Origin of the sequence: Acinetobacter sp. YH12136, from assembly GCF_013418545.1 — a bacterium.
Taxonomy (GTDB): Bacteria; Pseudomonadota; Gammaproteobacteria; order Pseudomonadales; family Moraxellaceae; genus Acinetobacter; species Acinetobacter towneri.
Genome location: NZ_VPBV01000001.1, coordinates 21,948 through 34,559, shown reverse-complemented (window position 1 = coordinate 34,559; position 12,612 = coordinate 21,948). Strand labels below are relative to the sequence as shown.

Sequence of the window (12,612 nt, the reverse complement as noted above, 5' to 3'; positions counted from 1 at the left end):
TGTGTGATGTATTTCACATAAACGTAAGCTGAATTTGAACACTTAGAATAGGCTGAAAAGACGAGCAAGAAATGAAGTTATTAAAACTTCAACCTTTTTGATATGATGGCTGCAAGATTGAAAATGAGTTGGGAAAGTAAATGACGACCTTAAAAAATGATCGTTTTCTTCGTGCCTTATTACGTGAGCCAGTAGATTGCACGCCCGTATGGATGATGCGTCAGGCAGGACGTTATTTACCAGAATATCGTGCTACACGTGCGCAGGCAGGAGATTTTCTTTCTCTATGCAAAAATACTGAATTTGCCTGTGAAGTGACTTTACAGCCTTTGCGTCGTTATGAATTAGATGCTGCGATTTTATTTTCAGATATTTTAACTGTACCCGATGCATTAGGCTTAGGTCTGTATTTTGAAGTAGGCGAAGGGCCAAAGTTTCATAAAACGGTGCGTACCGAGCAAGACGTTGCCAATTTACCTAAATTTAATGCCAAGTCAGACTTAGACTATGTCATGAATGCAGTATCGACCATTCGTTCTGCTTTGGGCGGACAAGTGCCTTTAATTGGTTTTTCAGGTAGTCCATGGACTTTGGCAACGTATATGGTTGAAGGTGGTTCAAGCAAAGATTTCCGTTTCACCAAAAACATGATGTACGCACAGCCTGAAGTTTTACATGCACTATTAGACTGTCTGGCCGATGCAGTGACCGAATACTTAAATGCACAAATTGATGCAGGTGCACAGGCAGTACAAATTTTTGACAGTTGGGGCGGTGCATTGGCCCATCGTGAATATCTTGAATTTTCACTCCACTATATGCAGAAAATTGTGTCAGGTCTGCAACGTGAAAAAGATGGACGTAAAATCCCTGTTATTTTATTTACCAAAGGTGGCGGTCAATGGCTGGAGCCAATGATTGCAACAGGTGCAGATGCTTTTGGTCTGGACTGGACAACACCGTTAAATGTCGCACGTCAAACGGTGAGTGGTCGTGCCGCATTGCAAGGTAACTTAGACCCAGCCACTTTGTACGGTTCACCTGAAGCAATTGCCAAAGCAACACGTGCGATGCTAGATGATGCCTATGCCAATGGTGAAAAAACAGGTTATGTAGCCAACTTAGGGCATGGTATTACCCAGTGGGTAGACCCTGAACGTCCTAAAGTATTTATCGACACGGTTCATGAATACAGTGCCAAATATCTATAATCGCACAATGATATAGATGGATCATTTGTAGATGTATCGGTGTAATCTCAGCTTCAGTCAGGTTGTCACATCATGTGGATAACATGGCTAAAGTCAGGAGTTGAGTTTTCGACTAAGGCAGCTTCGGCTGCCTTATTTGGAATTTTATTGCTGATTGCATTTGCCCTGACTGCTTCAATGGGCAGTCAGGAATATTTCGGATTTTTCCGTTACGACTATTTATTATTCTATGCCTTAATTATTCAAGTTTGTCTTTTATATTTAAAACTGGAATCTTGGGCAGAAGCCAAAGTCATCGCTTTGTTTCATATTTTAGCGATGATCATGGAAATTTTTTTAACTCATCCACAAATTGCATCGTGGCAATATCCTCAACCTGCTGTCTTTAAAATTATGACCGTACCGCTTTTTGCAGGCTTTATGTATTCTGCAGTTGGCAGTTTCTTTGCGCGTTCTTTGCGTTTGTATCGGGTATCTTTACGGAATTTGCCGACTTTTAGCAATATGATGGCCTTGGCAGTGTTGTCGTACATCAACTTCATGAGCAAGTTTTTTATCCCCGATATTCGTTATGGCTTGTTTGCGTGGAGCGTTGTGATTTTCTGGAAAACCAAAATTCGTTTTCAATTACAACGGTCTCAATTACAACTGCCAATGTTGCCTGTATTGATGCTTTTGGCTTTTATTATTTGGGTCGCAGAAAACATTAGCACCTTTTATCAAATATGGTTGTATCCAAGTCAGGTCGATGCGTGGCACATGGTCGGCTGGGGCAAACTCGGTTCTTGGTATTTATTGCTGTTACTGAGTCTGGTTCTGGTCATGAAAATTTTGGGTTATCGCGATGCAGAAGGGCAGTGGACACTGAAAACTGAGGATCAACAGCAGCTGTAAATCTAAATGCTATCTTCAACACTAAAATCTATTTTCAAATTTAAGACCAATCTTTAAGCTAAAAACCAATCGACGCTACAAAAATGCACAAAAATAATGCCTGATTTTGTGATAAATGTTTTGCCTTCTGAGTGACATCTCGCTATCTTAAAATAGTGTAATAAAAATTACACATAGCAATAAAGAATAACGATTCGAAGCATAATTTTTCGAATAATAAATCTCTGGAGTAAGGCGATGATTAAAAAATTAGCATTAGCTGCTGTCTTAGCAGTGGGTTCTACAGCAGCATTTGCAGACCGTGATGCAGGTTGTGGTATCGGTTCTCAAGTTTGGGCAGGTCAGTCTGGCAAAGTTGCAAAAATTTTAGCAGCAACTACAAACGGTATTTTTGCAAACCAATTGTTTGGTATCACATTTGGTACTTTAGGTTGTAGCGGTACAGGTACAGTAACTGCACAAGTTGTGACATTTACCAATGAAAATGCTGAAACATTGGCACGCGATATGGCAGTTGGTGAAGGCGAAAGCTTGAACGTATTGGCTGAATTATTAAGCATTAAAGCAGAAGATAAAGCACATTTCTTTGCGGTTTCTAAGCAAAACTTTGCATCTATTTATTCTGCAGAAAACCAGACTTCTTTAGAAGTATTGGCATCTTTACAGAGCGTGATGGCGAATGATGACGTTTTAAAAGCATACGTTTAAGTTTGAATAAAGCCCTGCATTATTCGCAGGGCTTTTTTATAGCACAAGAATACGTTTAAGCCTGAATATGTATATAAAATTTATAAAATGTCCATGAAATCCATTATTTTAAGTAGTTTCGTTTTTTTATCTCCTACGGTTTTTGCGTTATCTCCTGAAATATCTCCAATACAGATTCAGCCACTTACAGCCACTTCTACAGTACAAAATACAAATAAATTAGCAATATCTTCCGCACATTATGTGCAAAAAGCCAAAGACCTACACTTGGCAGAACAGGTGACTTGGCAGCGTTTAATGTATGCGCAGCAAGGCAAAAGTGAAGTGCAATATGCAGGCTATTTTGTGTCGGAACAAGGCGGAAGCAATTTAAACCAAGAGTTACTTCGCAATGTGCAGGCATTATTTGAAACAGCGCCTGCCAATCAATCGGTGCAGTGTAAATTTCCTGCACGTAGCCGCTGGTTAATTGAACAATTACAAATTCCTCAACAAGATTTGGCACAGGTGCAATGTCCTGAATTGGACGAATGGATTGGACAAATTAAACCTTATAAAGCAGTGCTGATTTATGCCACAGACTTTATGGGCAATCCAAGTTCTATGTTTGGGCATACTTTATTGCGCTTAGACCCAAAAGATCAAAAACAACTGAATTTAATTTCTTATGCTGTCAATTATGCAGCAACGGTAACGGGCAGCGAAGGTTGGTCTTATGCATGGAAAGGACTTACAGGGCAATATCCGGGTGAATATTCACTGATGCCGTATTACCGCAAAGTAAAAGAATATGGCGATTTAGAAAGCCGAGATTTGTGGGAATATGAACTGGCACTGAATGAGCAGGAAACCACATTTTTAGTGCAGCACATTTGGGAAATGAAGCATGTGCAATTTCCGTATTATTTTATCAGTGATAATTGTGCCTATCGCTTATTGGGTTTAATGGATTTGGTGCGCCCTGAGCTGAATTTACAGCAGCAGTTTAGAGTCGCATCTATTCCAATTGAAACACTAAAAGCTGTAGAGCAGGAAAATTTAGTGGCAGATGTTGTCTATCGTCCTGCTTTGGAAACTCAGTTATTGGCGCAAGCTAGACAACATGGCACAGCGTTGGCAAAAACTGCCCATCAAGTGGCCGAAGCAGAACCTGAAAATGTGGCGGCAGTTTTGCAAAATCACAGCCAAATCGATCAAGCTAAAATTCTGGAAATGGCTTATGACGATTTGTATCTGAAACTGATTGGACGCAAAATTGAAGCCAAAATTGCACAACCGCGACTGAGACAAATTTTAAGTTTAAGAAGTCAGATCAATTTAGAAAAACAACGTCAGGATGTCGCACGCCCTCAGGTCGATCCTGTGCAGGGGCATCATGCACGAAGCTTTGCTGTGCGTACTGGCGAGGTGCAAGGCGAGCATTTTGTAGAGTTGAGTCATCGACAGGCTTACCATGACTTACTTGATCCGCAAGGTGGTTTTCGTACAGGGACGCAACTCAACTTTTTAGAAGCTTCTGTGCAATATCGTGAAGACCGCTTAAAACTGAATCAGTTAGATTTACTCTCGGTGAACTCTTATAACCCAATGACCGCATTTAAAACACCACTTAGTTGGGGCTTTAATTTGGGTTGGCAGCAAGAAGCCCTGAATTCGCACGGGGCTTTTAGCGAAACGGAACAGCATGGTGTTTTAAGTTTAAAAACACAGTTTGGTTATAGCGTGGCTAATCAAGCGCGTGAACATTTGTGTTATGTGCAAATTCAAAATCATGTGCAAGCGGGTAAGGCTTTAGACAAAGGCTGGCGTGTTGGAATTGGCCCAACACTGGGTTGTCAAAATATCTGGTCAGCACGCATGAATAGTTTGGTTCAGCTTGAATTACCGTATTGGGAAGATCGTCACCAATGGCAATTTAAGCTGAACAGCCAGTTGCAATATGTACTCAACCCGCAGCATGTGTTGCGATTGGGTTGGGAATATCAACAACAGGACAAACAGGACTGGAACAAGACCAGTTTAGGCTATGTGCATTTTTTTTAAAGAGCTGTTGAATTTATACTGAATTGTAAAAAACCAGCTAAACAAGTTGAGTTGCTGGTGAAACCCGTTAAAATTTAGCAGTTTCTTTTGGCTGGGTTGTTGTGGATGTATCAAGAGTGTACGCATGAGCTTGCAGAGCAATGGAAGTCAATTTGCGAGCAATTTAAGCCAGAAGATTTGCAAGCGACATTCCAGTTTATTCAAGCACATGCAGAAGATTTTGTGATCGAGTTCTATCAGCAAATGTTGCTTGAAGAACATGCGACAGAATTTTTGTCTGCAGAGATGGTGAAGAATCGCTTAAAAAACTCTTTATATCAGTGGCTAATTTCCAGTTTTGAAGTTCCGTTTCAACACAATTATAACGAGATTGTAGAAAAGCAATTTAAAGTGGGCGATGTGCATGCACGTGTACAAATTCCATCTTGGCTGATTATTCGTGGTGTGCGCGTTATTATAAAAAAGGCTTTTGAGTTTTTTGCAACAGAAGCCAATAGCAACTTAAATCAGTTTAATTATTTAAGCCAAATTTTATGCTTTGCCACAGAAATTATGTGCCGATCTTATGAAATGAAGGTCGAAGTACATAATGATATGAAACATACCTATCGCTTATTTTCTGCCATGCAAGATGTTGCCGTGCACAAAGATCGACAACGCGGAACTTTGCTGGATTGGGAAAATGAACTGATGTTTCAGGTGGTGTCCGATCACACCAAAATGACGCAACCGATTTTATCTAAAACAGAATTTGGTTTATGGTTTATTCATAAAGCGGCTTATGCATTTTCAAGTTCGGAACAAGTACAAACTATTACTGAATTTATTTATCAGGTGGATGAATTAATTCAGAAAATTGGTCAATGTGAAAGTCAGGCACAGGCAATTGAAATGATTCAATCCATTCGTGCCAAGAATCGTGAAATTTTGCATTTAGTCGATCAAATTTTTCAGGTGTCTGAATATATCAATTCAGGCAATGATGCCTTAACTCAACTGCTCAACCGCCGTTATTTAAATACCATCGTGTCCCGTGAAATTAATTTTTCACGAAAAAATAATTCGCCTTTAACATTGTTGGCGATAGATGCCGATCATTTTAAATCAATCAATGACCGTTATGGACATGCAGCAGGAGATGATGCATTACAGTTTTTAGCTGATGTGATTTTGCAATATGCAAAAGCCAGTGACTATGCCTTCCGAATTGGCGGCGAAGAATTTTTACTGTTACAGATTGATACCACCATTGATCGTGCCTTGGTAGTCGCTGAAAATATTCGTAAACGTGTCGAAAAAGCCACATTAAAAACATCAACAGGTGAAGAATTTAACTTTACCATTAGTATAGGTGTGCATGAATATGATGGGCATCCAGACTATCAACGTTTTTTTGAAGAAGTGGATAAAGCCTTGTATATGGCAAAAAATAATGGACGCAACAATGTGTCTGTAGGTTGAATCTGAAGATGTATCAAGCTAATTTTTTAATCTAAAACCCAAAAATCCCGAACATAAATTTCGGGATTTTTTATTTGATTGAGGAACTTAGCCACAATTTAAAAACTCTCAGGCACCGCACTTAAAAATTCACGACGGGCTTCTTTATCTGTTTTAAAGTCACCTACAAAAGATACGGTACGTGTGGTCGATTCCTGTTTGCCTACACCGCGCATCATCATGCACATATGGGCTGAATCAATCACCACAGCAACACCGCGTGCTTTGGTCACTTCAGCCACAGCTTCCGCAATTTGCTGAGTCAGATTTTCCTGAATTTGCAAACGACGTGCAAACATTTCGGTAATACGGGCAAATTTAGACAAGCCTAAAACATTACCTTCAGGTAAATAGGCGATATGCACGCGACCATAAAATGGCAATAAATGATGTTCACACAGTGAGTAGAACTCAATATTTTTCACCAAGACCATTTCACGGTTGTCGGATGGAAATACGGCATTATTGGTCACTTCGGCTAAGGTTTGGCTATAGCCCGAAGTTAAATACGAAAAAGCTTTAGCAGCACGCATCGGCGTATCTTTTAGACCTGGACGATTAAGATCTTCACCAACGGCGGTTAGGATGTTTGCGTAGGATTGCTGCATAGACATAAGACGTGTTCACTTACACTGATATTGAACAAGGTCGGCATTGTAACAGAAAACTATTGCAATGCCTTGTTTAAAAGATGAAACCGATTACTGTTTAAACTTTGGGTTCTTTTCGCTGCGTTTAAGCAACACTAAAACTGCACCAGTGCCACCTTGTTTTTCAGGCGCACTCACAAAAGCCAAAACATCACGATGCTGACGCAGCCAGCCATTTACATAAGTTTTTAAAATGGCTTCAGGGCCTTTGCCATGCACAATTTTAATCACGTTCTGGTTTTCATCTTTAGCCATTTGAATGATTTGCAAAACGGCTACCCGCGCTTCTTCTACCGTACAACCGTGCAAATCAACAGCTTCAAACCAGCGTAAGTTGCCTGCTTTTAAATCTTCAAAGACTTTATGTTGCAAAGTTGCAATGCGATAGCTCAGCGAAGCTTGGCTGCCCACAGGGTTAAGCATGGCTTGCGTATCGGACAGCAAGGTATCATCGGTTTCCATAGGGCCTATGGCTGCTGCACGTTTGGCCAGCGTTTGGGCATCTGGTTTTTTCTTGGCAGTGTGTTCGATTTTTGCAATATTGCCTGCGTCCATTTTTTGAACGCCTTGCATTTGCTGACGAAACAATGCGAGATCATCTTCCTGTTGTTGCTCAGGCGTCTGAACTTTGGGTTCAGACGGCTTGGCAATGCTTGAAGTATGAGGCTGAGTGATTTGCTTTTTAAAAGATTTTAGTAAATTGTACTGTTCTTTAGAAAGCGAAGAATCATGTTTACTCATGGTATTTCAAATTGGATTATAGATTTTCAGGCTGACCAAACAGTGCCGTAAAGGCATGGTCAGGACGTGCTTGTTTCATAAAACTTTCACCGACCAAGAAACTGTGAATCTCATGGTCTTGCATCATGCGGACATCTTCTGGTGTGGCGATACCACTTTCAGTGACCAATAAACGCGCAGGCGGCAACAAGTTTTTTAAACGCAATGAGGTGTTTAAATCGACTTCAAAGGTTTTTAAATTTCGGTTATTGACCCCTAAAATACAACGCTCTGAAAGATTCAAAGCACGTTCCAATTCATTTTCATCATGCACTTCAACCAACACATCTAAGTGATGTTCAAAAGCCGTTTCCGACATTTCTTCCAACTGTTGGTCAGATAGGCAAGACACAATCAATAACACACAGTCTGCGTGTAAGGCACGTGCTTCTACCACACCATACGGATCAATCAAGAAATCTTTACGCAGAGCAGGCAAGTTACAGTGTGAACGGGCAATCTGAATATTTTCATCTGCACCCTGAAAGAAATCGACATCAGTCAGCACAGATAAACAGGCTGCGCCTGCGGCTTCATATTGCTGTGCAATTTCGGCAGGGTCAAAGTTTTCACGAATAATGCCTTTAGATGGTGATGCTTTTTTAATTTCCGCAATCACCGCTGGGCGTTTGTTATGCAAGGCTTGTGCAAAGCCACGTGCAGGTGTTGCTGCACGTGCCAATTGTTCTAGGTCTGCATAACTGCGTTGTTTTAAACGCTCGGCAAACTCTTCTTTTTTACGTTCTACAATTTTACCTAAAATGGTATTGCTAATATCCACCATGATGCACCTTCCTGATTTGCTTTATGCTTCGTACTGTTTGAGCGTTTTGGTAAATTCAGACAACACGCCCATTTTTTCCAAAGCTTGTCCACCATAAATAATGTCATGTGCCAAAGCGACACCTTGTTTGTAGCTTGTAGTTAGACCCGAAACATAGATACCCGCACCCGCATTGAGTGCAATCATATTGGCCGCTTTTTCGCCTTTATCTGATTTGTTTTTGCCTAAAGCATCTTTAATCAAACTCAAGCTTTCAGCAGAGTTTTCTACAATCAGTCCTGTTAAAGTTTGAGATTCAATTCCCACGCTTTCAGGGGTAAGTTCCCATTCGGTAATTTCACCATCTTTGAGTTCTGCAACATAAGTGCTCGAAGCAAGGCTAATTTCATCTAAACCATCTTTAGAATGCACCACCATGACATGCTCAGCACCGAGCTGTTTCATCACTTCTGCAATCGGGCGGCATAATTCATTGCTAAACACCCCAATGACAAAACGCTTTACACCCGCAGGGTTAGTCAATGGCCCAAGCAAGTTGAAAATACTGCGAATACCCAACTCTTTACGCGGGGTAACCGCATATTTCATGGCTTTGTGATGATTCGGTGCAAACAAGAAACCTACGCCCATTTCACGAATACAGCGTTCAGTTTGTTGCATGTTTAAATCAAGATTAATGCCTGCTTGCTCAAGTAAGTCAGATGAGCCTGATTTGGTTGAAACCCCACGGTTACCGTGTTTGGCAATGGTTGCACCTGCAGCTGCAATGACAAAGGAAGAGGCGGTAGATACGTTAAATAGGTTTTGACCATCGCCACCTGTACCAACAATATCTACGAGGTAAGGAATATCGCTGACATCAATTTTGATGGCAAATTCACGCATTACACGTGCAGCAGCAGTAATTTCATCAATGCTTTCGCCTTTTAAGCGTAAGCCCATCATCAATGCACCAATTTGAGCGTCTGTTGCTTCGCCCGACATAATCGCGCGCATCACATCTTCCATTTGAGGCTGAGTCAGGTGAATTTGTTTTGTAATATGGTTGAGTGCTTGTTGAATATTCATGTGATTTGACTCGCTCATTATGCGTAAATTTCCAAAAAGTTTTTAAAGATTTGATGACCGTGTTGGCTCAGGATCGATTCGGGGTGAAATTGCACGCCTTCAACAGGCAAAGTTTTGTGCTTCACGCCCATAATTTCTTCCATCGAACCATCTGCTTCTTTGGTCCAGCATGTCACTTCCAGACAATCTGGCAAGGTTGCTTGATCAATCACCAAAGAGTGGTAACGGGTTGCAGAAAATGGTGAAGGCAGATTGCTAAAAATACCTGTGTTGCTGTGGTACATATCCGATAAACGACCATGCATCACGGTTTTAGCGCGCACAATGTTTCCACCAAAGGCTTGTCCGATACTTTGGTGTCCTAAACACACACCCAGTAACGGAATTTTGCCTGCAAAATGCTGAATTGCAGGAATAGAAATCCCTGCTTCAGATGGAGAACAAGGGCCTGGGCCAATCACCAAATACTTGGGTTGCCATCGCTCAATATCTTCTAATGTCACGGCATCATTACGAACGACTTTTACTTCCTGATTTAACTCGCCAAAATACTGGACGATGTTGTAGGTAAAAGAGTCATAGTTGTCGATCATTAAAAGCATGAGCTAACCTATTGAAAATTGAACACTTTAAGTGCTAAAGAGTCTGAGATAATTTGCTTTATTCCTGCGCCTATAACGAGAAAGGACTTTATTTTTCTTGTCGAAAAGAAGGTGGAATAAGGAAGCGCTTATCATCATAGCAAAAAATAAGCATTTTCTGCGGACTATTTATATGATAATCCCTGTTAAAGCTTATCAGCGCATTCACCAATTTATAGATTTTCAAAGCTTGCTGCGCAATGTTCAGGTTTGATCTGAAAGAAATGAACACATGATCAAACAGGGTCATTCACCAGTCATATTTTAGCTTCACACTTATAGATAACGTAAAAAATGCGCTAAAAAGTAGCATCATGGCGCATGTTATTAGCGGTTCACGTCAGGTAGTTTGAGTGCAGCGTTTCGATAGAAAATACAAATCTGCAGTATAGATATTTTCAATCAGTTTGATCGAAAATAATACAGGTTTAGGATTTTTAAACGATCTTATTATTTTTGCTCAATAAAAAATAAAGTGTTGTTTAAGATTGGTCGGATAATTTGCATTGCTTAATACAACCATGGCACAGCAAAATGCTTGCATAGATACTGTTTGAGCTATTTTTTGATCTACAATTCAACAGAAATAAAACATAAATGCACTAAAATGGTGCTATGTTTTGCAGTTTTAAATCAAATCAAATGAACAGTGTTTGAATATGGTGCAAATCGTATTTCTGACAGTATAATAGAGACAAAGTAATTTTTTTAAATGATGTATTCTCATACGGAATTCATGGTTTTAGCTTTGCTTTTAAAAGTTGGTACGCTAATTGCTTAATAACTGCCAACTACTAACACGCACTTTCGGGTGCAACAAAAAACATCGGAGCAAAATGAGCATGGCGAACAAGGTCCTTCAACTCATCCAAGAAAGTGGTGCAAAATGGGTCGATTTCCGCTTTACAGATACTAAGGGTAAAGAGCAGCACGTAACTTATCCTGCAGACAGTATCGATGAAGATACCTTTGAAGACGGTAAAATGTTTGATGGTTCTTCAATTGAAGGCTGGAAAGGAATCGAAGCATCAGACATGATCTTACGCCCAGATGCCAACACAGGTTTTATTGACCCGTTCTTTGCAGAACCAACAGTGGTTGTAACGTGTGATGTTATCGAACCATCGACAGGTCAAGGCTATGACCGCGATCCACGCTCTATTGCTCGCCGTGCTGAAGAATATTTAAAATCGACAGGTATTGGTGATACTGCTTTCTTTGGCCCAGAACCAGAATTCTTTGTATTTGACGAAGTAAAATGGGACATCGATATGTCTGGCGCGCGCCACACATTAATCGCTGAAGAAGCTGCATGGTCTACAGGTAAAGACTACGAAGCTGGTAACTCAGGTCACCGTCCACGTGTGAAAGGCGGTTATTTCCCAGTACCACCAGTAGATTCTTCTCAAGATATGCGTGCAGATATGTGTGCAAAAATTGAAGAAATCATGGGGCCTGGTCGTGTAGAAGTACATCACCATGAAGTTGCATCTTGCCAGTTAGAAATTGGTGTGAGCTTCAATACCATGGTGCGTAAAGCTGACGAAGTGCAACAGTTCAAATATGCAGTTTGGAACGTTGCGCATCAATATGCAAAAACTGCAACCTTTATGCCTAAACCAATGGTAGGCGATAACGGTTCAGGTATGCACGTACACATGTCTATCTCTAAAGATGGCAAAAACTTATTCGCAGGCGATGAATACGCAGGTTTGTCAGAAATGGCGTTGTACTTCATTGGCGGTATTATCAAACATGCCCGCTCTTTGAACGCGTTGACTAACCCATCGACCAACTCATATAAGCGTTTAGTACCGCACTTTGAAGCACCAATTATGTTGGCTTACTCAGCGCGTAACCGTTCTGCATCTATTCGTATTCCTTACGTGTCTAGCCCGAAAGGCAAACGTATTGAAGCGCGTTTCCCTGATCCAATGATGAACCCGTACTTAGGTTTTGCGGCATTGTTGATGGCGGGTCTTGACGGTATTCAAAACAAGATTCACCCAGGTGAAGCTGCAGATAAAAACTTGTATGACCTTCCGCCTGAAGAAGAAGCAAAAATCCCAACTGTGGCACACAACCTAGAAATGGCGCTTGATGCTTTGAAAGAAGATCACGACTATTTATTAAAAGGTGGTGTATTCACCAAAGACATGCTTGATGCTTATATCGAATTGAAAACTGAAGATGTACGTCGTTTGAACACGACGACTCACCCAGTTGAATTTGATATGTACTACAGCTTGTAATACATCAAAAATCTTAAATTTGAAAAACCCGCTTCGGCGGGTTTTTTGTTTTAGATGGTGCAATCATGGTTTTGAATTGGC

General features: G+C 40.7%; 11 protein-coding genes. 6 read left to right on the top strand and 5 right to left on the bottom strand.

What is annotated here, in order from left to right; genetic code table 11:
• The first annotated feature begins 140 nt into the window (after positions 1-140).
• The 5 genes from hemE (at position 141) to FTU71_RS00155 (ending at position 6,317) form a co-directional block, all read left to right on the top strand.
• On the top strand, positions 141-1,211 hold the full coding sequence (hemE, locus tag FTU71_RS00175; protein ID WP_104853196.1) for a uroporphyrinogen decarboxylase: 1,071 nt from the start codon (positions 141-143) through the stop codon (positions 1,209-1,211).
• Between the two features lie 72 nt (positions 1,212-1,283).
• The gene (locus FTU71_RS00170; RefSeq protein ID WP_154320930.1) at positions 1,284-2,105 is read left to right on the top strand and encodes a DUF817 family protein; all 822 of its coding nucleotides are present in this window, start codon (positions 1,284-1,286) and stop codon (positions 2,103-2,105) included.
• Positions 2,106-2,342: 237 nt separating this feature from the next.
• Positions 2,343-2,813: a DUF3015 family protein gene (locus FTU71_RS00165; RefSeq protein WP_104853198.1), complete on the top strand. Its 471-nt coding sequence runs from the start codon at positions 2,343-2,345 to the stop codon at positions 2,811-2,813.
• A 93-nt stretch (positions 2,814-2,906) separates the two neighbouring features.
• Entirely contained in the window at positions 2,907-4,856 is a 1,950-nt protein-coding gene (locus FTU71_RS00160; protein WP_180111136.1) for a DUF4105 domain-containing protein, read from the top strand.
• 105 nt (positions 4,857-4,961) lie between these two features.
• Positions 4,962-6,317: a diguanylate cyclase gene (locus FTU71_RS00155; protein ID WP_180111134.1), complete on the top strand. Its 1,356-nt coding sequence runs from the start codon at positions 4,962-4,964 to the stop codon at positions 6,315-6,317.
• Positions 6,318-6,415: 98 nt separating this feature from the next.
• Here the strand turns inward: FTU71_RS00155 and folE are convergent, their stop codons facing one another.
• The 5 genes from folE to FTU71_RS00130 form a co-directional block, all read right to left on the bottom strand.
• Positions 6,416-6,964 (bottom strand): GTP cyclohydrolase I FolE, encoded by a 549-nt coding sequence (gene folE / locus FTU71_RS00150; RefSeq protein WP_171062567.1) that lies wholly within the window; start codon positions 6,962-6,964, stop codon positions 6,416-6,418.
• Positions 6,965-7,057: 93 nt separating this feature from the next.
• Positions 7,058-7,747 (bottom strand): Smr/MutS family protein, encoded by a 690-nt coding sequence (locus tag FTU71_RS00145; RefSeq protein WP_104853200.1) that lies wholly within the window; start codon positions 7,745-7,747, stop codon positions 7,058-7,060.
• A gap of 16 nt (positions 7,748-7,763) precedes the next feature.
• Entirely contained in the window at positions 7,764-8,570 is an 807-nt protein-coding gene (gene trpC / locus FTU71_RS00140; RefSeq protein WP_104853201.1) for an indole-3-glycerol phosphate synthase TrpC, read from the bottom strand.
• Between the two features lie 21 nt (positions 8,571-8,591).
• Positions 8,592-9,638: an anthranilate phosphoribosyltransferase gene (trpD, locus tag FTU71_RS00135; protein WP_004971918.1), complete on the bottom strand. Its 1,047-nt coding sequence runs from the start codon at positions 9,636-9,638 to the stop codon at positions 8,592-8,594.
• Between the two features lie 17 nt (positions 9,639-9,655).
• Positions 9,656-10,240: an aminodeoxychorismate/anthranilate synthase component II gene (locus FTU71_RS00130; protein ID WP_004971915.1), complete on the bottom strand. Its 585-nt coding sequence runs from the start codon at positions 10,238-10,240 to the stop codon at positions 9,656-9,658.
• An 875-nt stretch (positions 10,241-11,115) separates the two neighbouring features.
• Between FTU71_RS00130 and glnA the strand changes: the two genes are divergently transcribed.
• Positions 11,116-12,531, top strand: coding sequence for a type I glutamate--ammonia ligase (gene glnA / locus FTU71_RS00125; protein WP_171287402.1), 1,416 nt, complete (start codon positions 11,116-11,118; stop codon positions 12,529-12,531).
• Positions 12,532-12,612: the final 81 nt, after the last annotated feature.